The organism is Pseudomonas sp. P97.38 (assembly GCF_001269745.1).
Taxonomy (GTDB): Bacteria; Pseudomonadota; Gammaproteobacteria; order Pseudomonadales; family Pseudomonadaceae; genus Aquipseudomonas; species Aquipseudomonas chlororaphis_E.
Map to the genome: position 1 here is coordinate 24,708 of NZ_LHVJ01000011.1, position 21,800 is coordinate 46,507.

Here is a 21,800-nt window from a genome sequence, read left to right on the forward strand (position 1 = left end):
TGGTTCATTCCAGCCCGGCCAGCAACTGGCCGATGGCTTGCAAAGTAAGAATATGATCGGGCTCGTGCAGGGCCAGCGCCGCTTCGGGCATGGTCGCGACCTGGGCTTCGCGGGGATCCTGCACCACCGTGTAGCCACCCAGCTCGCGAACCTTCGCCAGGCCTTTGGCGCCGTCGCTGTTGGCACCGGTCAGGACCACCGCCAGCAGATGCCGGCCGTAGACATCGGCGGCCGACTCGAACAACACGTCAATGGATGGTCGGGAATGGTGCACCGGCGCTTCGAGGCTCAACGACAGGCTGCGGTCGGCCTCGACCGACAAGTGATAACCGGGCGTGGCGACATAGAGGGTGCCGGGCACGATGTCCTGCTTGTCCCGGGCCTCCTCGACCGGAACCGCGAGACGGTGGCCGAATACCTGGGCCAACTGGCTGTCGCGCTCATCGGGCAAATGCAGCACCACCAGGATCGGCAAGCCGAAGCCCTTGCGCAGGTGTCCGAACACCTTGAGCAACGCTTCGACACCACCGGCGGAGGCGCCAACGACAATCGCCTCGATGGGAAACTTGGGTCTGTCCATCGTCTCGTTCATAACTTGCGATAGATCCGTTCCGGTTTGACCAACGGCTCGAATGCGTTGCCGTAGGTCGAGAAATCCAGCGTTTCCTTACTGCCCAAGACCAGGAAACCACGGTGGCACAGGGATTCGTGAAACAGTCCAAATGCGCGATCTTGCAATTTTTTATTGAAATATATCAATACGTTACGACAAGAAATTAATTGAGTTTCTGAAAAGACACTGTCGGTCGCCAGGCTGTGATCGGCAAAGGTCACGTTCTGGCACAGGGTCTTGTCGAACATCGCGTAATCGTAGGCCGCGGTGTAGTAATCGGCAAACGAGCAGCGTCCCCCGGCCCGCTGGTAATTCTGGGTATAGCTGCGCACGTTTTCCAATGAAAAGATGCCCTGCTTGGCCTTTTCCAGCGAACGCGGGTTGATGTCGGTGGCGTAGATGAGCGTGCGATCCAGCAGGCCTTCCTCGCGCAGCAGGATCGCCATGGAATAGACCTCCTCCCCCGTGCTGCACCCGGCGATCCAGATCTTGATCGAGGGGTACGTCCGAAGCAGGGGCACGACTTCCTCGCGGATCGCCAGGAAATGCGTCGGGTCGCGAAACATCTCGCTGACAGGGATCGTCAGCAGCTGCAGCAACTGCATGAACGCCCCCGGGTCGTGCAGCACGCGCTCCTGCAACGCCGAGATGGTCTTGCATTCGAATTGGGTCAGCGCGTGGAGGACCCGGCGCTTGATGGAAGCGCCGGAATAATCGCGGAAATCGTAGCTGTACTTGAAGTAGATCGCGTCGATCAACAAGCGCAATTCAATGTCTGAGTCTCGTTCCACTAAATTCTTTCCATATTCGGCAACCACACGCGAATCAGCGAGAACAGACGATCCAGATCGATCGGTTTGGCCAGGTAATCGTTGGAGCCCGCCGCCAGGCAGCGCTCCTGATCATCCTTCATGGCCTTGGCCGTCACGGCAATGATCGGCAACTTGCGCCAGCGTGGGTCCTTGCGGATCAGCGCGGTGGCTTCGAATCCGTCCATTTCCGGCATCATCACGTCCATCAACACCAGGTCGATGTCGTCGACTTCGTTCAGTCGCTCGATCGCCTCAAGACCGTTGCGGCCGATGACCACGATCGCTCCCTTGGCCTCCAGGGCGCTGGTCAGGGCGAAAATGTTGCGCACATCGTCGTCCACCAGCAGCACCTTGCGGCCCTCGAATACCTTGTCACGGCTGCGGGCGGTCTGGAGCATCCGCTGCCGTTCATGGGACAACCGGGATTCGACTTTGTGCAGAAAAAGTGTGACCTCATCCAGCAGCCGCTCCGGCGAACGGGCGCCCTTGATGATGATCGAGCGCGAATACTTGCGCAGCTCGGCCTCTTCGTCGCGGGTCAGGTTGCGACCGGTGTAGACGATCACTGGCGGGAATGAACAGATGTCCTCGGTGGACATGCGCTTGAGCAGGTCGTTGCCGAGCATGTCCGGCAACTTGAGGTCGATGATCATGCAGTCATAGATGTTGTCGCGCAGCAGGTCCAGGGCTTGCTGGGCCAGGCCAACGGCGGTGATCTCAATGTCATCGTCGCCGATCAGGCGGGTAATGCTGTCGCGTTGCAGGTCGTCGTCTTCCACCAACAAGACCCGCTTGACCTTCTGCGTGAGCTTGGCTTCCAGGCGGGCGAACACGTCCTTGAGCTCTTCGCGCGTGGTCGGCTTGACCGCATAGCCGATGGCGCCCATGTGCATCGCGGCCTCGACGCGGTCCTCGACGGAAATCACGTGCACCGGGATGTGCCGGGTGCCGGCCTGTTCCTTGAGGCGCTGCAACACCGTCAACCCGGAATGATCCGGCAGACGCATGTCCAGCAGGATCGCGTCGGGGCTCAGCCGTGACGCCAGGTCGAACCCTTCGTCGGCACCGTGGGCCACCAGGCACTGATAACCGAGTTCGTGGGCGAGGTCGAACAGGATCCGGGCGAACTTGGGTTCGTCCTCGATCACCAGGATGCAACGGCTGTCGAACGGCGCCTTGTCCCGATCATCGGCAAATTGGGCAATGGGCGTCTCCACGTCGGCAATCAGTGCAGCCGGCGCCGGTTTGGGCACCACGGGTGCCGTGGTCGTCGGGGTGAATGTGCGCGGCGCGACCGGTTGTTCGCCAGCCTCGACATAGCGCTCCGGCAGTACCAGGGTGAACACGCTGCCCTGCCCCGGCTCGCTGGAAACCGAAATCGAACCGCCCAGCATGGCCGCCAGGTCCCGGGAAATCGACAAGCCCAGGCCGGTGCCGCCATAGCGCCGATTGGTGGTGCCGTCCGCCTGGCGGAAGGCCTCGAAGATGATCTGCTGCTGGTCGGCCGCAATGCCGATGCCGGAATCGCGCACGATGAAGGCAATGCCGGAGCCCGGTTGACCGGCCACAGTGAGCGAGACTTCGCCGTGCTCGGTGAATTTCACCGCGTTGGACAACAGGTTCTTGATCACTTGCTCCAGGCGCTGGCGGTCGGTGTACAGCATCGGCGGTGCGTCCGGCAGCAACTGCACCTCGAACGCCAGGCCCTTGTCCGCCGCCAGGGGCTTGAACATTTCCCGCAGCCCTTCGACCAGGCGCGGCACGCTGGTGTTTTCCGGACGCACTTCGAGCTTGCCGGCCTCGACCTTGGAGATGTCGAGAATGTCGTTGATCAGGTTCAGCAGATCATTGCCGGCGGAATAGATCGACTCGGCGAACTTGACCTGTTCCTCGGTGAGGTTGTGCTGCGGGTTTTCCGCCAGCAGCTTGGACAGAATCAGCGAGCTGTTGAGCGGCGTGCGCAGCTCGTGGGACATGTTGGCAAGGAACTCGGACTTGTACTTGCTCGAACGCTGCAACTCTTCGGCGCGCTCCTGCAACTGGACCTGGGCCTGGTTCAGCTCGTTGTTCTTCTGGTCCATGGCGTCGCGTTGCTCGGCCAACTGCTCGTTGGTCTGCTCCAGCTCCTGTTGCTGGGCCTCCAGATGCGCCTGGGATTCCTTGAGGATGCGCGACTGCTCCTCCAGTTCTTCGTTGGCGGTCTTGAGTTCTTCCTGCTGGACTTGCAACTCTTCGTTCAACTGTTGGGTTTCGGCCAGCACTTCCTGCAAGCGCTGGCGATAACGCGCGGCCTCGATGGACGTGCCGACATTGCCGGCCACTCGCTCCAGCAACTCGATGTCGCGTTCGCCGAGCGGGCGCAGGAAGCCCAGCTCGATGACGCCGTTGATCCGTCCATCGTCGCTGGTCGGGACCACCAGCACACTGTTGGGCAACCCCTGGCCCAAGCCGGAGCTGACCTTCAGGTAGTCATCGGGCACTTCATCCAGGCGGATCAGGCGTCCTTGCTGCACCGCCTGGCCGGCGATGCCTTCACCGGCCTCGATGACCTGGCGCTGCTGTTCTTCATCCTGGGACATGCCATAGGTCGAGACGCGCCTCAGGAGGCCGCTTTCTTCGCGCACGTAGATCGCCGCCACGGCCGTGTCCAGGTACTGGGCAAAGAACTGCAGGATGTTGCGCCCCAGCAGGTTGAGCGTCAGTTGTCCCAGGACCTGCTCGGCCAACCGAGTCTGGCCGTTGCGCAGCCAGGCGAGTTTTTCCAGGTGCGCGGCGCTTTGTTGCTGGACTTTCAGGCTGGCACTGTAGCTGTTGGACAGCCCCAGCAGGTCCCGACGGCCGATGTACGCCAGCAGACCGCTGACCAGCGCGACGAACACCAGGTACAGGGCGATGCTCCAGACGGTGGTGGCCCGTACCCGCTCGTTGCGTTCGGCGCGCAACTGCTGTTCGGTCTCGACGATGTCCTCGAAGGTCTTGCGGATTTCGTCCGTCAAGCGCTTGCCGCGCCCGGCCTTGACTGCGCCGCGGTAATCGCCGCTGCTGCGTTGCAGGTCGATCATGCTCTGGGCATAGCCGGCCCATTCCGTCTGGAGCGCCTGGACCCGGTGCAGGCGGTCAGTCTGGATCGGGTTATCGGCTGTCAATTCCAGCAATGTATCGAGTGCCGCTGAAATCTGTGGCTTGGCCACTTCATAGGGGTCGAGGAAATGCTCGTCGCCGCTCAACAGGTAACCGCGCATGCCGGTTTCCAGGTCCACGCTCAGTTTGATGGCTTCGTTGGCATTGTTGATCACCCGGTCAGTGTGGCCGACCCACTGGATCACCGACAGCAGGTAGGTGATCAGCACGACGAAAAACACCGCGCTGAGGGCGCCGATGCCCAGTGGCAGGCTGATGTTGCGGCTCAGGAGTTTACGAAAACTCTGCTCGTCGACCGAAGACGGAAGGGTCATGGAATAGGCCTTGGTGGACAGTTGAAAAGCGTGGAGTTTGCCCGAAAAATACCGGCTGATTCCACATTTTCCGACAAGTCAAAGGCGCAATTCCCACAGGCAGTCTGCCTTGCAGCGAAGAAGCGACTATCCTTGTCAGCTCTTGTACTATAGATCCTTTCTTGTACAACTCCGGGAACTTGTGCCACCTCGCCACTTACTGATGCATGAGGCGAATCATATTGATGCCCCACCCGTCCCTTTTTTCGAGAATGCCGATATGTCCACCCCTGTTCCCGCCACCCCACCCACCATTCTGGTCGTCGAGGACGATGACATTGTACGGATGCTGATCGTCGATGTGCTGGAAGAGCTGGAGTACCGGGTGCTGGAGGCAGATGGCTGTGACCAGGCGCTGGAATTTTTGCGCAACGAGCAGCAGCCCATCGCGCTGATGATGACCGACGTGGGCCTGCCGGTGATGGACGGCCGGGAACTGGCCAAGCAGGCCAGGCTGGTGCGCCCCGGGCTGGCGATCCTGTTTGCCAGCGGCTATGCCGAGAGCATCGACGTACCCGAGGGCATGGCGGTGATCGGCAAGCCGTTTTCCATCGATCAGTTGCGCGACAAGGTCCAAGGCATTCTTTCTTGAGCCCGGGCGTAATCTTGGTCACTATCGGCGCCCCGCGCGCCGACGGCGCCTGATTCGATCCAAGGAAGCGCCCGCCCATGCGTCACCCCACCGCCACCAAAGTCCTGGTTATCGGCTATGTCTGGCCAGAGCCACGCTCATCGGCTGCCAGCGGGCACGTCATGCAGATCCTGGAAACCTTCCTCGGCCAGGGCTGGGACATCACCTTCAGCAGCCCCGCCGGTTTTGGCGAACACCGCGCCGACCTCGCCGCCCTGGGCATCCGCGAGGAGCCGATCGAACTCAATAGCAGCAGTTTCGATACCTTCATCCGCGAACTGGCGCCCGATATCGTCCTGTTCGACCAGTTCCTGATGGAAGAGCAGTTCGGCTGGCGGGTGGAGAAGCACTGCCCCACCGCCGTACGCGTGCTGGAGACGTCCGATCTGCAAAGCCTGCGCCACGCCCGTCATCAACGCCTCAAGGATCGCCTGAAAGTCGACGACACCGCCCAGGACTTCAGCGATCTGTTCGCCCCGGCCCTGCGTGAGGAGTTCGAACGGATGGCCGACACCGACCTGGCCAAGCGAGAAATCGCCGCCCTGTACCGCTGTGACCTCAACCTGATGGTGTCCGAGGTCGAAATCGAACTGTTGGTGGAACACTTCAAGCTGCCTCGCAGCCTGCTGCATTGGTGCCCGCTGATGCTCGACCTGTCCAGTGAGGTGCCCGTGCCGTTCGAAGACCGGGCGCACTTTCTCAGCATCGGCAACTTCCGCCATGCGCCGAACTGGGATGCGGTGCTGTGGATGAAAAACGCCATCTGGCCGTTGATCCGCCAACAACTGCCGACGGCGCAACTGCACTTGTACGGTGCCTACACCCCGCCCAAGGCCGCCGCGCTGCACAACCCGGCGCAAGGCTTTCACATCATGAACTGGGCCGAAGATGCCTTGCAGGTCATGTCTGCCGCCCGCATCTGCCTAGCCCCCCTGCGCTTCGGCGCGGGCATCAAGGGCAAATTGATCGACGCCATGCTCTGCGGCACGCCGAATGTCACCACCCCCATCGGCGCCGAGGCCATGCAGGGCGAGAACCCCTGGCCCGGCGTGATCGCCCACAGCGCCGAGGCCATCGCCAATGCGGCGGTGCAGTTGTACCGCGACCAGGCACGCTGGACCCAGGCCCGGGACGCCGGCTTCGCCCTGTTGCAGGACCGCTACCGCAAACAGGTGCACGGCCCGGCGCTGATCGAAAGCATCGAGGCCTGCCGAGCGCAGTTGGCGCAACGACGCCGGGACAATTTTACCGGCAGCATGCTGCGCCATCACCAGCACAAGAGCACTCAGTACATGGCCCAGTGGATCGAGGAAAAAAATCGCAACGGCTGAGGCGCAACATCGGCTCCGGGCTGGCACCCGCCGTACGAAGGGGGCATTATCCAGCGGCGATAACAACAAAAGCGCCAGGCCCATGACCCGAACAGCGAGAGTCACCGACCCTTCCTATGAGTTGATGGATGACCATAACGGGCTGTCCATCATCTACCGCCAGCACGGTTTCCCGTGCCCGCTGGTGCGCTGGCATTTCCACAAGGAATACGAGCTGCACCTGATCGTCGCCAGTTCCGGCAAGGTGTTCATCGGCGACTACATCGGCAACTTCTACCCGCAGTCGCTGTTTCTCACCGGCCCTAACCTGCCCCACAACTGGATCAGCCAGGTGGCCGAGGACGAAGTGGTGCCCAAGCGCGACATGCTGGTGAATTTCACCGACGAGCTGTTCGAGAGCGGTCATCAGGTCTTTGCCGAGCTCAAGACCGTCGCACCGCTGTTGGAGCGGGCCCAGTACGGCATCGAGTTCCGCTGCAAGCGCACCATCCACCAGGCCATGATCCTGATGCAGCGGATCGCCGACGCCCAGGGCATGAGCCGCCTGGGGCATTTCTTCATCCTGATGGAGCTGCTGGCAGGCACCGATGACTACCAGTTGCTTTCCGGCTCTACTGCCTCGCAGCCGGCGGACGAGCACAGCATCGACCGCACCAACCGCGCGGTCGACTACATCTTTGCCCACTACGCCCGGGAACTGTCCCTGGAAGAAGTCGCCGAGCACCTGGGCATGAAGCCGACGTACTTCAGCCGCGTGTTCAAGCAGGCCACGGGCCGGTGTTTCATCGAATTCGTCAATCGCCTGCGCATCAGCAAATCCTGCGAACTGCTGGCCGACGGCAACAAACCGGTGACAGACGTGTGCTTTGAATCGGGCTTCAACAACATCTCCAACTTCAACCGGCGCTTCCAGCAGCTCAAGGGCATGACCCCGTCCCATTACCGACGCCTGGCGGTGCAGCGTTTGACCGAGCAGAACCAGGGTTGATGCGGCTGGATCAGCCCTAGCGCAGCTTTTTTTGTGGGAACAGCTTGCCCCCCCTCAAATAAACGAAAATCCCCTGTGGCGAGGGAGCTTGCTCCCGCTGGGTTGCGAAGCAGCCCTTTTTTGCGGCTGCTACGCACCCGAGCGGGAGCAAGCTCCCTCGCCACAGGTCATTTACCTGCCCGCCAGTGCCTGACGCCAATCGAATCCAGTGCAAAAAAGTATCAGCACAAGTGCGACGGATGATTTGTCACGCCGTGCAAGGCGGGCTGTAATCAGCGCACATTCTTCCCTTCATCCGGAAGACACAAAAACAATAACTGTCCTTCTGCAGCCCCTGGCGCGGAAAAGGAGTGCGCGATGAAACCTTCGGTAAAAGCTCTGCTTGTCTCCACCTGCATGACCCTCAGCAGCGTCAGTTTCGGCGCACAGACCCTCACCATTGCCACCGTCAACAACAGCGACATGATCCGTATGCAGAAGCTCTCGAAGACCTTCGAGGCCGAGCACCCGGATATCCAGTTGAATTGGGTGGTGCTCGAAGAAAACGTCCTGCGCCAGCGCCTGACCACCGACATCGCCACCCAGGGCGGCCAGTTCGACGTGCTGACCATCGGCATGTACGAAGCCGCACTCTGGGGCGCCAAGGGCTGGCTGGAGCCGATGAAGGACCTGCCGGCGTCCTATGAATTGGACGACGTTTTCCCTTCCGTGCGTGACGGCTTGTCCGTCAAGGGCTCGCTGTACGCCCTGCCGTTCTATGCCGAGAGCTCGATCACCTACTACCGCACCGACCTGTTCAAGGACGCCGGGCTGACCATGCCCGAACACCCGACCTGGACCCAGATCGGTGAGTTCGCCGAGAAGCTCACCGACAAATCCAAGGAACAGTACGGCCTGTGCCTGCGGGGCAAAGCCGGTTGGGGCGAGAACATGGCCCTGATCACCACCCTGGCCAACGGCTTCGGCGCACGCTGGTTCGACGAGAAGTGGCAGCCTGAATTCAATGGCCCCGAATGGAAGGATGCGCTGAACTTCTACGTCAACAACATGAAGAAGTCCGGCCCGCCGGGCGCGTCCAGCAATGGTTTCAACGAAAACCTGGCGCTGTTCAACAGCGGCAAGTGCGCGATCTGGGTCGACGCCAGCGTCGCCGGCTCGTTCGTGACCGACAAGACCCAGAGCAAGGTCGCCGATCACGTCGGCTTCACCTTCGCGCCCCACGAGAAAACCGACAAGGGCACCTCGTGGATGTATTCCTGGTCGCTGGCGATCCCCACCAGCTCCAAGGCCAAGGACGCGGCCAAGGTCTTCACCACCTGGGCGACCTCCAAGCAATACAGCCAACTGGTCGCCAAGACCGACGGCATCGCCAACGTTCCGCCAGGCACCCGTACCTCGACCTATAGCGAGGAGTATATGAAGGCGGCGCCGTTTGCCAAGGTGACGCTGGAATCGCTGAAAGTCGCCGACCCGAAAGCGCCAACCCTCAAACCGGTGCCTTACATCGGCATCCAGTTGGTGACCATTCCTGAGTTCCAGGCGATCGGCACCCAAGTGGGCAAGTTCTTCTCTGGCGCGCTGACCGGCCAGCAGAGCGTGGACCAGGCGCTGACCGCCGCGCAATCGACCACCGAACGCGAGATGAAACGCGCCGGTTATCCCAAGTAAGCCGCGCCGCCGCTCTGTCTTTTGTAGGAGCGGGCTTGCTCGCGAAAGCGATCTGGCGGTCACATTGATGTTGGATGTACTGCCTTATTCGCGAGCAAGCCCGCTCCCACAGGGATTTTCTGTAGGCCTGCACACATCGGTCCAATGCCATGAATACTTCGACGACAACCACCAAGGCGCCCATCGGGGTTGCCCCGCCGGCGCGCAAGATCCGCCTGGCGAACCCTGGCTGGTTCCTGGTCAGCCCATCGGTGGCCCTGTTGCTGCTGTGGATGATCGTGCCGCTGGGCATGACCGTCTACTTCTCGATGATCCGCTACAACCTGCTCTATCCCGGCGAAAACGAGTTCGTCGGGCTGGAGAACTTCACTTACTTCCTGACCGACTCGGGGTTCATGCCCGGCGCCACCAATACCCTTTTGCTGGTGGGCAGTGTGCTGCTGATCAGTATCGTGCTCGGGGTATTGATCAGCGCGTTGTTGGAGGCCAGCGAGTTTTTCGGTCGCGGCATCGTACGGGTGCTGCTGATCTCGCCATTCTTCATCATGCCCACCGTCGGCGCGCTGATCTGGAAGAACCTGATTTTCCACCCGGTTTCGGGAATTCTCGCCGCCGTGTGGAAACTGTTCGGCGCACAACCGGTGGACTGGCTCGCCCACTACCCGTTGTTGTCGATCATCATCATTGTGAGCTGGCAATGGCTGCCCTTCGCGATCCTGATCCTGATGACCGCCATGCAGTCCCTCGACCAGGAACAGAAAGAAGCCGCGCGCCTGGACGGTGCCGGCCCGATCGCGATTTTCTGGCACCTGACCCTGCCGCACCTGGCGCGGCCGATTGCCGTGGTGCTGATGATCGAGACGATTTTCCTGCTGTCGGTGTTCGCCGAGATTTTCACCACCACCAACGGTGGCCCAGGCTACGCCTCCACCAACCTCGCCTACCTGATCTACAACCAGGCGCTGGTGCAGTTCGACGTCGGCATGGCGTCGGCCGGTGGCCTGATTGCCGTGGTCATCGCCAACATCGCCGCCATCATCCTGGTGCGGATGATTGGCAAAAACCTCACCGACAAGCATTGAGGCCGCCGCCATGACACTTCAACAATCGCGTCGCCTGCAAAGCCTGCTGCTGGGTACGCTGGCGTGGGCCATCGCCATCGTGATCTTCTTTCCGATCTTCTGGATGGTGCTGACCAGCTTCAAGACCGAAATCGATGCGTTCGCCACGCCGCCGCAGTTCATCTTTACGCCGACGCTGGAGAACTACCTGCACATCAACGAGCGCAGCAACTACTTCAGCTTCGCCTGGAACTCGGTGGTCATTTCCTTCAGCGCCACCGCCCTGTGCCTGCTGATCGCGGTGCCGGCGGCCTACTCCATGGCGTTCTACGAAACCCAACGCACCAAAGGCACCTTGCTGTGGATGCTCTCCACCAAGATGCTGCCTCCGGTGGGCGTGCTGATGCCCATCTACCTGCTGGCCAAGAGCTTTGGCCTGCTGGACACGCGGATCGCGCTGATCGCCATCTACACGCTGATCAACCTGCCGATCGTGGTCTGGATGATCTACACCTACTTCAAGGACATTCCCCGCGACATCCTCGAAGCCGCCCGCTTGGACGGGGCCACGCTGTGGCAGGAGATGGTGCGCGTGCTGTTGCCGATCGCCAAGGGTGGCCTGGCGTCCACCGTGCTGCTGTCGCTGATCCTGTGCTGGAACGAGGCGTTCTGGTCACTGAACCTGACATCGTCCAAAGCCGCGCCGCTGACGGCGCTGATCGCCTCGTACTCCAGTCCCGAAGGGCTGTTCTGGGCCAAATTGTCCGCCGTCTCGACCCTCGCCTGCGCGCCGATCCTGATTTTCGGCTGGATCAGCCAGAAACAGCTGGTGCGCGGTTTGTCTTTCGGCGCCGTGAAATAACGCGCCCTACACCCTTATAAGAAGTGGAGGCCCATCCTCATGGCCAACCTGAAAATCAAGAATCTGCAAAAAGGCTTCGAAGGTTTTTCCATCATCAAGGGCATCGACCTTGAAGTGAACGACCGCGAGTTCGTGGTGTTCGTCGGCCCCTCGGGCTGCGGCAAGTCCACGTTGCTGCGGCTGATTGCCGGCCTGGAGGAAGTCAGCGACGGCACCATCGAACTGGACGGACGAGACATCACCGAAGTCAGCCCGGCCAAGCGCGACCTGGCGATGGTCTTCCAGACCTATGCCCTGTACCCGCACATGAGCGTGCGCAAGAACATGTCCTTCGCCCTGGATCTGGCCGGCGTGCCCAAGGCCGAGGTCGAGAAAAAGGTCAACGAAGCCGCACGCATCCTCGAACTGGGGCCAATGCTCGAACGCAAGCCCAAGCAGCTGTCCGGCGGCCAGCGCCAGCGCGTGGCCATCGGCCGGGCCATCGTGCGCAACCCGAAGATCTTCCTGTTCGACGAACCCTTGTCCAACCTCGACGCCGCACTGCGGGTGCAGATGCGCCTGGAGCTGGCGCGGCTGCACAAGGAACTGCAAGCGACCATGATCTACGTGACCCACGACCAGGTCGAGGCCATGACCCTGGCCGACAAGGTGGTGGTGCTCAACGGCGGGCGCATCGAACAGGTCGGCTCGCCGCTGGAGCTGTATCACCAGCCGGCCAACCTGTTTGTCGCCGGGTTCCTCGGCACGCCCAAGATGGGTTTTCTCAAGGGCAAGGTCAGTGGGCTCGACAGCCAGGGCTGTGAAGTGCTGCTGGACGCCGGCACCCGGATCCATCTGCCTTTGAGCGGCGCCCGCCTGAGCGTCGGCGCTGAGGTCACCCTGGGGATTCGCCCGGAACACCTGAACCTGGCCCAACCGGGCGATTGCACGCTGGCGGTCACCGCCGACGTCAGCGAGCGACTGGGCAGCGACACGTTCTGCCACGTCGTGACGGCCTCCGGCGAGGCCCTGACCATGCGAGTGCGCGGCGACCTGGCCAGCCGCTTTGGCGAGCAACTGAACCTGCACCTGGACGCTGAACACTGCCACCTATTCGATGCCGATGGCGTAGCGGTCCCCCGTGCGCTGCGCGCCGCCGCCTGATTGCCGAGAACCGCGATGAAACTCAACCGACAGAACCTGCACAACCTCAACCCGGCGGTCGCCCTGCCCGCCTACTCTCTGAGCGAAGTCCGCCAGGGCATCGCCCACATCGGCGTCGGCGGCTTTCACCGAGCTCACCAGGCGTACTACACCGACGCCCTGATGAACACCGGCACCGACCTGGACTGGGCCATCTGTGGCATCGGCCTGCGGGCCGAGGATCGCCGCGCCCGGGACGACCTGGCCGGCCAGGACTACCTGTTCACCCTGTACGAGCTGGGCGACACCGACGACACCGAAGTCCGGGTGATCGGCGCCATCAACGCCATGCTGCTGGCCGAGGACGGCGCCCAGGCGCTGATCGACAAGCTCGCCGACCCGCAGATCCGCATCGTCTCGCTGACCATCACCGAAGGCGGCTATTGCATCGACGACAGCAATGGCGAGTTCATGGCCCATCTGCCACAGATCCAGCACGACCTGGCCCATCCTGACGCGCCAAAGACCGTGTTTGGTTTCCTCTGCGCCGCGCTCGCCAAGCGCCGCGCCGCCGGCACGCCGGCGTTCACCCTGATGTCCTGCGATAACCTGCCCCACAACGGCGCCGTGACCCGCAAGGCGCTGCTGGCCTTCGCCGCGCTGCGGGACGCCGAGCTGGGCCAGTGGATCGACCGGAACGTCAGCTTCCCCAACGCCATGGTCGACCGCATCACGCCCATGACCAGCGTCGCTCACCGCCTGCAATTGCACGACGAACACGGCATCGACGACGCCTGGCCGGTGGTCTGCGAGCCGTTCGTGCAATGGGTATTGGAAGACAAGTTCGTCAACGGTCGTCCGGCCTGGGAAAAGGTCGGCGTGCAGTTCACCGACGACGTCACCCCCTATGAAGAAATGAAGATCAAGCTGCTCAACGGCAGCCACCTGGCGTTGACCTACCTGGGCTTTCTCAAGGGCTATCGCTTTGTCCACGAGACCATGAACGACCCGCTGTTCGTGCGCTACATGCGCGCCTACATGGACCTGGACGTCACGCCGCAACTGGCGCCGGTGCCGGGCATCGACCTGGCCGACTACAAGGACACCCTGGTGGAGCGCTTTTCCAACCAGGCGATTGCCGACCAACTGGAGCGGGTGTGCTCGGACGGCTCGTCGAAGTTTCCCAAGTTCACCGTACCGACGATCAATCGCCTGATCGCCGACGGGCGCGAGACACGTCGTGCGGCCCTGGTGGTGGCAGCGTGGGCCGTGTACCTCAAGGGCGTGGACGAAAATAGCCTGGCCTATACGATTCCAGACCCACGGGCAGCGTTCTGCCAGGCGCTGGTGGCCGACGATGCGCTGGTCACCCAGCGATTGCTGGAAGTGGAAGAAATCTTTGGCACGGCCATCCCCCGCTCGCCGGAGTTCGTGGCAGCCTTCGAATGGTGCTGCAACAGCTTGCGCGAACACGGGGTAACGCGAACACTTGAGCGAGTATTGGCTGACACAGAATAAACCTGCGGATCCGGCCGCTTTTGGTGGCGAGGGGATAAATCCCCCCGCCACAGGTTCCACCATGTCCCGGTCCAAACAGTTCTGTGCTGACGGTTCATTGATATCAAGGATTTCTATGGCAAACCAACAACTGTTCCTGGGCATCGACTGCGGCACCCAAGGCACCAAGGCGCTGGTTCTGGACGCCACCAGTGGCCAGGTCCTGGGCCTCGGTGCGGCGGCCCACTCCATGATCAGCGGCCCCAACGGCTGCCGTGAACAAGACACCGGGGAATGGCTCGAAGCCTTCACCCAAGCGACCCGGCAAGCGCTGGCCAACGCCGGAGTGGATGGCCAGGCCATTCTCGGCATCGGTGTGTCTGGCCAGCAACACGGGCTGGTGCTACTCGACGAGCAAGACCAGGTGCTGCGCCCGGCCAAGCTCTGGTGCGACACCGAAAGCACGCCGGAAAACGACCGGTTGCTGGCCCACCTGGGCGGCGAAAGCGGCTCCCTGGCGCGCCTCGGCGTGGTCATCGCCCCCGGCTACACCGTGTCGAAACTGCTGTGGACCCGGGAGCAGCATCCGCAGGTGTTCAACCGCATCGCCCGCATCCTGTTGCCCCACGACTTTCTCAACCACTGGCTCACCGGCCGCCACTGCACCGAATATGGCGACGCCTCGGGCACCGGCTATTTCAATGTCCGCACCCGTCAATGGGATGAATCATTGCTGAGCCACATCGACCCCAGCGGACGCCTGCAATCGGCGCTGCCGGAACTGATCGAGGCGCACCAACCGGTCGGGCGCATCCTGCCGGCCATCGCCGCGCACCTGGGCATCAACCCTGACGCCGTGGTGGCCAGCGGTGGCGGCGACAACATGATGGGCGCCATCGGCACCGGCAATATCCAGCCCGGCGTGATCACCATGAGCCTCGGTTCCTCCGGCACGGTATACGCCTATGCCGCTGAGCCGGTGGTCAGCCCGCAGCCGTCGGTAGCGACGTTCTGTTCCTCCAGCAGTGGCTGGCTGCCGCTGATCTGCACCATGAACCTGACCAACGCCACCGGGGCCGTCCGTGAGCTTTTGGCGCTGGACATCGACGCCTTCAACACCCTGGTGACCGAAGCGCCGATCGGCGCCGAGGGCGTGTGCATGCTGCCGTTCCTCAACGGCGAGCGGGTCCCGGCCCTGCCCCACGCCACCGGCAGCCTGCTGGGCCTGACCACCACCAACCTGACCCGGGCCAACCTGTGCCGCGCCGTGGTCGAAGGCACCACCTTCGGCTTGCGTTACGGCCTGGACCTGCTGCGGGCCAACGGGCTCCAGGCCCAGAGCATCCGGCTGATCGGCGGCGGCTCAAAGAGCCCGGTGTGGCGGCAGATCGTCGCCGATATCATGGACACCACGGTCATCTGCACCGAACAGAGCGAAGCGGCCGCCCTCGGTGCGGCCATCCAGGCTGCCTGGTGCCAGTCAGGCGCGCAACATGGCCTGGCCGAGCTGTGCGAGCGTTGCGTCAAGCTCGACCCAGCCAGCGAAACCCGGCCTGTCGCCGCGCATGTCGCGGCGTCGCAACAGGCTTATGAACGATACCGACAACACGTCGCAACCCTTTGAGAGCGGGCAACTATGTATCTGGTGTGTGGTGAAGCACTGTTTGATTTTTTCAGCGGGACCGAGGCGCAAACCCCAGCCTCGCAGGTGAACTTCAAGGCCCTGGCCGGTGGCTCGCCGTTCAACGTGGCCGTGGGGCTGCGCCGCCTGGGGATCGAGGCCGCGCTGTTCACCGGCCTGTCCACCGACTACCTCGGTCGACGCTTGCACCAGGTCCTGGTGGATGAAGGCGTCTGCACCCATTACCTGCGGGAGGTCGATGCGCCGACGACCCTGGCGATGGTCGCCGTGGGCGCCAATGGCTCCCCCCATTACAGCTTTCGAGGGGAAGGCTGTGCCGACCGCCAGTTGCACCTGGAGCACCTGCCGGCGCTGGGTCCCGAAGTACGTGGCTTGCACTTGGGCTCGTTTTCCCTGGTGGTCCAGCCGGTGGGCGATACGCTCCTGGCCCTGGTGCTGCGCGAAAGCGGCCGGCGCCTGATCACCCTGGACCCCAACGTACGACTCAACCCGCAACCGGACATCGAACTGTGGCGCTCACGGATGGCGATGCTGGTGGAGTACGCCGACCTCATCAAGGTCAGCGACGAAGACTTGAGCCTGCTCTACCCCGAGCTCGATCCCCAGGCGGTCATCGAAGGGTGGCTGCAACACCGTTGCCAGTTGGTCTTCCTGACCCGTGGCGGCCAGGGCGCCACGGTGTTCAGCCGCCAGTACGGCGCCTGGTCGATGCCCGCCTACCCAGTGAAGATGGCAGACACCGTAGGAGCCGGCGACACGTTCCAGGCGGCGTTGATTGCCTGGCTGACGGAACAGCGGCTGGATTCGATCGAAGGCCTGCATAGCCTGAGCCGCGAACAGATCGGCGCCATGCTGGAGTTCGCCATGCGTGCCGCCGCCCTGACCTGCGGCAAGACCGGGCCAGACCTGCCCTACCGGCACCAGTTGAACTGATCCCTCACCCCAGCGGCTGCCGCCCGTTCGGGCCTGGCAGTTGCCTGGGTGCCCCGCGGCCAAGCGCAGCGCTTAACCGCCTTTTAATCCCGCGATCCGACACTGACCCGGACCGCGCCCTCCTCACCCCAAGGCCCCGCGCGGCAGACCTCGATGCCCAGGCATCCGGTCGACCTCTCTATGCTGCGGAGTTCTGATCATGAATATTCGTGCGTTAATAGCCGCTGTGTCGTTGCTCAGCCTGACCGCCTTCGCCGGTCTGTCCCAGGCCGCCGACGTTCCCTCACCCACGCCCTATCGCTATGGAATGCCGTTGGAAATCAAGAAGGTGCTCTCATTGATGGAGCCGTCCACACCTTATTGCGAAGTGGTCACTGCCCAGATGGTGTACATCGACAAAGCGGGGCAAACCCGAGATATCTCGTACAACAAGCTGTCGCAGGCTTGCACGAGCGCGGACTGAACGCCAACGCCCTGAAAAAACTGGACGCCGGGTTCGGACGTTGACCGGACCCAGGCGTCAGGCTTACCGGGAAAAGGCCGCCGTTAGCGCCCGGTCATTCGGTGTTGCTGATGAACATGGCTGCCCATGTGGTGGCCGTGATCGAGTTCAGTACGCAACTCGGCAATCAGGTCGTTGATCGCCCGGCAACCGGTGAGCTTCTTGGCATCGATATCGGATTTGATCAACGCCACGCGATCGGTCTCATGATCGTCATAAATCTTGACCGTCATTGTCAGATCGGGTGACAAGCTGCATTGGGAGCGCTTGGGCAACAAACTGCTTTCAATGATGTTTCGCATTTCGAGGGCAGATAAAAACATGGCGACTCTCTCCTGTTGAGGCGGCCAACTTATGTATACGACGGCGGTATTTTCGTCCGTTTCTTCCCTGCGGACTGGGACTACGAATGCCGAGCCGTTCGTTCGTTTTTTGGCGTTGTGATTCAACGAGTCCAACCAGCGGACTCCTGAACACTCTCGCTCCTGAGCACTCTCGCAAAAAATATGCCTGCAACGCCGGAAACAGAGATTGATATCAATCAATGACTTAGCGACGTTGCCTGGCGCACCGCCCGTGCAGAATGCAAGGAAACGGCGCTTTCTTCATGCAAACTGCAATTGCCTTCATCCTGTCGAAGCCAGAGTAGCCCCAATTTGGCCCGCGCAAGTGGGCGTCCGTCGCCTCGTTCAAAAAAAGTGTGACGTGGCGTAAAAATTCAAACGGCGTCTACCGCCGCGCGCTCCGCCACATGGCGCAAACTGTCGAAATTGATGTTGGCCCCCGAGTTGATCGCCACCCAGGTCCGGCCTCGCAGGCCGGTGCGAGCCACGTACTGCTTGATGCCCGCCACCGCCAGCGCACCCGAGGGCTCGGTGATCGAACGGGTGTCGTCATAGATGTCCTTGATTGCCGCGCACAATTGATCGTTACTCACGGTGATCACTTCATCGACGCAGAATCGGCAAACCTCGAAGCTGTGGACGCCTATCTGCGCCACGGCCACGCCGTCGGCGAAAGTGCCCACTTCCGGCAGGATGACTCGCTCTGCTGCGCTCAACGCGGCGGCAAGGCACGCAGAATGCTCAGACTCGACCCCGATGATCCGCACGTCTGGCCGCAGGTACTTGATGTAGGCAGCGATCCCGGCGATCAATCCGCCACCGCCCACCGGAACAAAGACCGCATCCAGTTGGCCAGGGTGCTGGCGCAGGATTTCCATGGCGACGGTGCCCTGCCCGGCAATCACTTGCGGGTCATCGAATGGCGACACGAACTCGCGCCCCGTCTGCCGGGCCAGTTCCAGCGCATAGGCCAGGGCGAATGGAAAGCTCTCGCCGTGCAACAACGCCTCGGCGCCGCGGCTGCGCACGCCCAGCACTTTCAGCTCCGGGGTCGTGAGGGGCATGACGATGCTGGCCAAAATCCCCAGCTCCCGGGCCGCCAGTGCCACGCCCTGGGCATGGTTGCCCGCAGAGGCGGTGATGACACCCCGGGCGCGCTGCTCCGGGGTCAGTTGCACGAGTTTGTTGTAGGCACCGCGGATCTTGAAAGAAAACGTCGGTTGCAAATCCTCGCGCTTGAGCAGGATCCGGTTGCCCAAGGTTTCAGACAATGCCGGGGCCGCTTGCAGCGGCGTGCGCACCGCCAGCTCGTACACCGGCGCGGCGAGGATCTTCTTGACGTAGTGCTCCAGCAGGTTTTGCTCAGCGGGGGTAGCGGTCATGGCGGTCTCCTGGTTTGGACAGAACCCGGGAGACAGAAAGAAAAAACCCGCCTCCAGGGCGGGTTGGGTGCAGCCGACAGCTAACCCGCCAAATAAGGAATGGCGGTAATAATGCTTGGCTGGCTACGCAGTACGGTGAAAGTCATGCCTGGAAACTAGCCGGGCGTTGGAGGCAAGTCAATTGCAATTTGCGCCCATGAGGTCTGCTTGTGGGAGCCTGGCCACGGCAACCCGACTCCCAACAGCCCCGTGGGCGCGACCTTATCTATTTCAACCCAACCTTGTACAACGCCCCGCTGGCCTCATCCGTCAGCACATACAGGAAGCCATCCGCCCCCTGGCGCACGTCGCGCACGCGCTCGCCGAGTTCACCCAGCAGGCGTTCCTCATGAACCACCTTGTCGCCTTCGAACTCCAGGCGGATCAGTTCCTTGGACGCCAACGCCCCGATGAACACGTTGCGCTGCCAGGCCTTGAAGCGGTCGTTGTCGTAGAACGCCATGCCGCTGAGCCCTGGCGACACTTGCCAGACATGCAGCGGGCCAAGGGCGCCTTCGGCGGTCTTGCCCTGGGCTTCGGGAATCGGGGCACCCGAATAGTTGATGCCGTGGGTCGCCAGCGGCCAGCCATAATTCTGGCCTCGCTCGATGACGTTCAGCTCATCGCCGCCCTTGGGCCCGTGTTCGTTCTCCCACAAGGTGCCATTCCAGGGGTTGAGGGCTGCGCCCTGGGGATTGCGCATGCCATAGGACCAGATCTCGGGACGGACGTTTTTCTGCCCGACAAAAGGGTTGTCGTCCGGGACCTTGCCGTCCGGGTAGATACGTACGATCTTGCCTTGCAGCTTGTCCAGGTCCTGGGCCGTAGGCCGGTCATTGTTCTCCCCCAGGGTAATGAACAAGTAGCCGTCCCGGTCGAACACCAGCCGTGAGCCGAAGTGATTGCCCGTCGACAGCTTGGGTTGCTGGCGGAAGATCACATTGAAATTTTCCAGGCGCTTGCGGTCTTCGGACAGTTGTCCCCGGCCCACGGCGGTGCCCGCCTTGCCATCGGCTCCCGCTTCGGCATAAGACAGGTAGACGGTGCGATCCTGCAGGAAGTCCGGTGACAGTACGACGTCGAGCAAGCCGCCCTGCCCCTCGGCCCACACCTCGGGCACGCCGCTCAATGGCGCAGAGAGCTGACCATCAGGGCTTACCATGCGCAGATTGCCCGTGCGCTCGGTGACCAGCATGCCCTGCTGGCCGGGCAGAAACGCCACAGACCAGGGATGTTGCAGCCCCTTGGCCAAAGTGGTCACCTCCAGGGTGCCTTCCTCGCTCTTGAACTGTTGGGTCTGCGCGGCTGAAGCCGGCGTGACCAGGGTGAGAACCGCGCTGGCGCAAAAGACCGCCAGGAGTGTTTTAGGCAACATGCACACGTCCTTCTGTAGTGAAAAAAATTCAGCCAGGCTCCACGCCTAGCGATGGCTGTCCTGGGTTCCTCTGGGGGGTGTCGGGGATTCGATGGTGGGCCGTGGCGAGCCCGTTGGCGGGCCGGAGCGTGGGTAGCCGTTGCCGATCCCGCCATTGTCCAGGGTGGGTGGCCGAGGCACCGGCACCGTCGGGTTGTTCTGGATCGTCGGCACATTCGGCCGGGTGCCCTGCATGCTATTGGGATTGGCCCGCCGCGTCGGGCTGTTATAGGGGTTGCTGTTGCCCGGCAGGTTCTGGGCGACGACGAACGTCGGGCTGGGCGGTGGCGCGGCGGCCTGGGCCAGCGGGGCCATGAGTAGCGCCATGAGGGCGAGCATCAGCCGGTTCATTTCGGACACCTCCTGGATTCAGCCATATCGAAAGCACGCTACGCCGCAGGTTCGCCGTTGTTAAGCGAAATATCCCCGCGAAGATGTAACCAGGCATCTCTAAGACGGCCCTTGCGTCACGTTGACGACGCTTGCCAGCCAGCGCACGGTGGAAACTTTTCCAAAGGCCAGACGGTCACCAGAGAGACATCCATCGACAAGGACATCACCACCATGGCCAGGGCAATCTGGAAAGGCGCAATCAGTTTCGGACTGGTCCACATTCCTGTCGCGCTGGTGTCGGCGACCTCGTCCCAAGGCGTCGATTTCGATTGGCTGGACAAACGCAGCATGGACCCGGTGGGCTACAAACGGGTCAACAAGGTCACGGGCAAGGAAGTGACCAAAGAGAACATCGTCAAAGGCGTCCAATACCAGAAAGGCCAGTATGTCCTGCTCGACGAAGAGGAAATCCGCTCGGCGCACCCCAAATCCACCCAGACCATCGACATTTTTTCCTTTGTCGACAGCGAGAAGATCCCGCTGCAAAACATCGACACCCCGTATTTCCTGGCACCCGACAAGCGCGGCGGCAAAGTCTATGCGCTGCTGCGCGAAACCCTGGTCAAGACCCACAAAGTGGCCCTGGCCCATGTCGTGCTGCACACACGCCAACACTTGGCCGCGCTGATGCCGCTGGAGTCGGCGCTGGTGCTGGTGATGCTGCGTTGGCCGGCGGAAGTGCGCGAGCTGGACATTCTCGAGCTGGGCGACGAGGTCACCAAGCCCCACCTGGTCAAGGGTGAACTGGACATGGCCAAGCGCCTAGTGGAAGACATGAGCGCCGACTGGACGCCGGAAGAATACCGCGACAGCTTCCAGGACAGGATCATGGAATTGGTCGAGAAGAAAGCCAACGAGGGCCGTCTCGAAGCGGTAGAGACCGACCCGGGCGAAGAACAGCGCAAGAGCGCCGACGTCATCGACCTTACCGAACTGCTCAAGCGCAGCCTGGGCAGCAAAGGCAAGGCGCCGGACAAACCGACAAAAACCGCGGCAAAACCCTCTGCAAAAACAGCGAAAACCAGCAAGTCCGCCCCCGCAAAAAAAGCCACCAAGGCCTCCCGGGGCTAAG

At 62.1% G+C, this 21,800-nt stretch carries 19 protein-coding genes; 12 read left to right on the forward strand and 7 right to left on the reverse strand.

The annotated features are described in order from the left end of the window. Positions 1-4: 4 nt before the first annotated feature. From AD664_RS05755 to AD664_RS05765, 3 genes are read right to left on the reverse strand one after another with little or no spacing between them, the layout of a single operon-like run. Complete coding sequence (locus AD664_RS05755) at positions 5-592, reverse strand: chemotaxis protein CheB (RefSeq protein ID WP_042730898.1); 588 nt, start codon at positions 590-592, stop codon at positions 5-7. Further along, on the reverse strand, positions 589-1,404 hold the full coding sequence (locus AD664_RS05760) for a protein-glutamate O-methyltransferase CheR (protein ID WP_042730899.1): 816 nt from the start codon (positions 1,402-1,404) through the stop codon (positions 589-591). Before AD664_RS05760 ends, AD664_RS05755 begins: the two co-directional genes overlap by 4 nt. Next, entirely contained in the window at positions 1,404-4,880 is a 3,477-nt protein-coding gene (locus AD664_RS05765; protein WP_053145060.1) for a response regulator, read from the reverse strand. Before AD664_RS05765 ends, AD664_RS05760 begins: the two co-directional genes overlap by 1 nt. 259 nt (positions 4,881-5,139) lie before the next feature. Here AD664_RS05765 and AD664_RS05770 point away from each other — a divergent pair, with 259 nt between their 5' ends. From AD664_RS05770 to AD664_RS05820, 11 genes are all read left to right on the forward strand, one after another. Next, positions 5,140-5,511: a response regulator gene (locus AD664_RS05770; RefSeq protein WP_042730901.1), complete on the forward strand. Its 372-nt coding sequence runs from the start codon at positions 5,140-5,142 to the stop codon at positions 5,509-5,511. 77 nt (positions 5,512-5,588) lie between these two features. Further along, a complete protein-coding gene (locus AD664_RS05775; RefSeq protein WP_053145062.1) occupies positions 5,589-6,881 on the forward strand; it encodes a glycosyltransferase in 1,293 nt (430 codons plus the stop codon). 82 nt (positions 6,882-6,963) lie between these two features. Next, positions 6,964-7,869 carry an AraC family transcriptional regulator gene (locus AD664_RS05780; RefSeq protein WP_053145064.1) on the forward strand — a complete coding sequence of 302 codons (906 nt, stop codon included), beginning with the start codon at positions 6,964-6,966 and terminating at the stop codon, positions 7,867-7,869. Positions 7,870-8,226: 357 nt separating this feature from the next. Continuing rightward, positions 8,227-9,537: a sugar ABC transporter substrate-binding protein gene (locus AD664_RS05785; protein ID WP_053145066.1), complete on the forward strand. Its 1,311-nt coding sequence runs from the start codon at positions 8,227-8,229 to the stop codon at positions 9,535-9,537. Between the two features lie 149 nt (positions 9,538-9,686). Continuing rightward, positions 9,687-10,619, forward strand: coding sequence for a carbohydrate ABC transporter permease (locus tag AD664_RS05790; RefSeq protein WP_042732677.1), 933 nt, complete (start codon positions 9,687-9,689; stop codon positions 10,617-10,619). Between the two features lie 10 nt (positions 10,620-10,629). After that, on the forward strand, positions 10,630-11,460 hold the full coding sequence (locus AD664_RS05795; RefSeq protein ID WP_053145068.1) for a carbohydrate ABC transporter permease: 831 nt from the start codon (positions 10,630-10,632) through the stop codon (positions 11,458-11,460). 39 nt (positions 11,461-11,499) lie between these two features. Further along, positions 11,500-12,603 carry an ABC transporter ATP-binding protein gene (locus AD664_RS05800; RefSeq protein ID WP_053145070.1) on the forward strand — a complete coding sequence of 368 codons (1,104 nt, stop codon included), beginning with the start codon at positions 11,500-11,502 and terminating at the stop codon, positions 12,601-12,603. Between the two features lie 15 nt (positions 12,604-12,618). Continuing rightward, on the forward strand, positions 12,619-14,100 hold the full coding sequence (locus AD664_RS05805; protein ID WP_053145072.1) for a mannitol dehydrogenase family protein: 1,482 nt from the start codon (positions 12,619-12,621) through the stop codon (positions 14,098-14,100). Between the two features lie 115 nt (positions 14,101-14,215). After that, a complete protein-coding gene (gene xylB / locus AD664_RS05810) occupies positions 14,216-15,703 on the forward strand; it encodes a xylulokinase (protein WP_053145074.1) in 1,488 nt (495 codons plus the stop codon). 12 nt (positions 15,704-15,715) lie between these two features. Beyond that, complete coding sequence (locus AD664_RS05815) at positions 15,716-16,654, forward strand: carbohydrate kinase (protein WP_053145076.1); 939 nt, start codon at positions 15,716-15,718, stop codon at positions 16,652-16,654. Between the two features lie 199 nt (positions 16,655-16,853). Next, positions 16,854-17,117 carry a DUF2790 domain-containing protein gene (locus AD664_RS05820; protein ID WP_053145079.1) on the forward strand — a complete coding sequence of 88 codons (264 nt, stop codon included), beginning with the start codon at positions 16,854-16,856 and terminating at the stop codon, positions 17,115-17,117. An 83-nt stretch (positions 17,118-17,200) separates the two neighbouring features. On the opposite strand, the gene AD664_RS05825 is transcribed toward AD664_RS05820, so the two are convergent. The 4 genes from AD664_RS05825 to AD664_RS05840 form a co-directional block, all read right to left on the reverse strand. After that, complete coding sequence (locus AD664_RS05825) at positions 17,201-17,479, reverse strand: DUF1652 domain-containing protein (protein ID WP_042732138.1); 279 nt, start codon at positions 17,477-17,479, stop codon at positions 17,201-17,203. Between the two features lie 395 nt (positions 17,480-17,874). After that, positions 17,875-18,882 carry a threonine ammonia-lyase, biosynthetic gene (gene ilvA / locus AD664_RS05830; protein WP_083454144.1) on the reverse strand — a complete coding sequence of 336 codons (1,008 nt, stop codon included), beginning with the start codon at positions 18,880-18,882 and terminating at the stop codon, positions 17,875-17,877. Between the two features lie 265 nt (positions 18,883-19,147). Then, positions 19,148-20,296, reverse strand: coding sequence for a PQQ-dependent sugar dehydrogenase (locus tag AD664_RS05835; RefSeq protein ID WP_053145080.1), 1,149 nt, complete (start codon positions 20,294-20,296; stop codon positions 19,148-19,150). 45 nt (positions 20,297-20,341) lie between these two features. Then, a complete protein-coding gene (locus AD664_RS05840) occupies positions 20,342-20,686 on the reverse strand; it encodes a hypothetical protein (RefSeq protein ID WP_053145082.1) in 345 nt (114 codons plus the stop codon). Between the two features lie 213 nt (positions 20,687-20,899). On the opposite strand from AD664_RS05840, the gene AD664_RS05845 reads away from it, so the two are divergent. Beyond that, positions 20,900-21,799 carry a Ku protein gene (locus tag AD664_RS05845; RefSeq protein ID WP_053145084.1) on the forward strand — a complete coding sequence of 300 codons (900 nt, stop codon included), beginning with the start codon at positions 20,900-20,902 and terminating at the stop codon, positions 21,797-21,799. The last annotated feature ends 1 nt before the right edge of the window (position 21,800 follow it).

Coding starts and splice junctions, on each gene's coding strand:
- AD664_RS05800 (WP_053145070.1), top strand. CDS start 11,500: ATGGCCAACCTGAAAATCAAGAATCTGCAAAAAGGCTTCGAAGGTTTT.
- AD664_RS05785 (WP_053145066.1), top strand. CDS start 8,227: ATGAAACCTTCGGTAAAAGCTCTGCTTGTCTCCACCTGCATGACCCTC.
- AD664_RS05795 (WP_053145068.1), top strand. CDS start 10,630: ATGACACTTCAACAATCGCGTCGCCTGCAAAGCCTGCTGCTGGGTACG.
- AD664_RS05790 (WP_042732677.1), top strand. CDS start 9,687: ATGAATACTTCGACGACAACCACCAAGGCGCCCATCGGGGTTGCCCCG.
- AD664_RS05835 (WP_053145080.1), bottom strand. CDS start 20,296: ATGTTGCCTAAAACACTCCTGGCGGTCTTTTGCGCCAGCGCGGTTCTC.
- ilvA (WP_083454144.1), bottom strand. CDS start 18,882: ATGACCGCTACCCCCGCTGAGCAAAACCTGCTGGAGCACTACGTCAAG.
- AD664_RS05840 (WP_053145082.1), bottom strand. CDS start 20,686: ATGAACCGGCTGATGCTCGCCCTCATGGCGCTACTCATGGCCCCGCTG.
- AD664_RS05820 (WP_053145079.1), top strand. CDS start 16,854: ATGAATATTCGTGCGTTAATAGCCGCTGTGTCGTTGCTCAGCCTGACC.
- AD664_RS05825 (WP_042732138.1), bottom strand. CDS start 17,479: ATGTTTTTATCTGCCCTCGAAATGCGAAACATCATTGAAAGCAGTTTG.
- AD664_RS05780 (WP_053145064.1), top strand. CDS start 6,964: ATGACCCGAACAGCGAGAGTCACCGACCCTTCCTATGAGTTGATGGAT.
- AD664_RS05765 (WP_053145060.1), bottom strand. CDS start 4,880: ATGACCCTTCCGTCTTCGGTCGACGAGCAGAGTTTTCGTAAACTCCTG.
- AD664_RS05770 (WP_042730901.1), top strand. CDS start 5,140: ATGTCCACCCCTGTTCCCGCCACCCCACCCACCATTCTGGTCGTCGAG.
- AD664_RS05805 (WP_053145072.1), top strand. CDS start 12,619: ATGAAACTCAACCGACAGAACCTGCACAACCTCAACCCGGCGGTCGCC.
- AD664_RS05845 (WP_053145084.1), top strand. CDS start 20,900: ATGGCCAGGGCAATCTGGAAAGGCGCAATCAGTTTCGGACTGGTCCAC.
- AD664_RS05815 (WP_053145076.1), top strand. CDS start 15,716: ATGTATCTGGTGTGTGGTGAAGCACTGTTTGATTTTTTCAGCGGGACC.
- AD664_RS05775 (WP_053145062.1), top strand. CDS start 5,589: ATGCGTCACCCCACCGCCACCAAAGTCCTGGTTATCGGCTATGTCTGG.
- AD664_RS05755 (WP_042730898.1), bottom strand. CDS start 592: ATGAACGAGACGATGGACAGACCCAAGTTTCCCATCGAGGCGATTGTC.
- xylB (WP_053145074.1), top strand. CDS start 14,216: ATGGCAAACCAACAACTGTTCCTGGGCATCGACTGCGGCACCCAAGGC.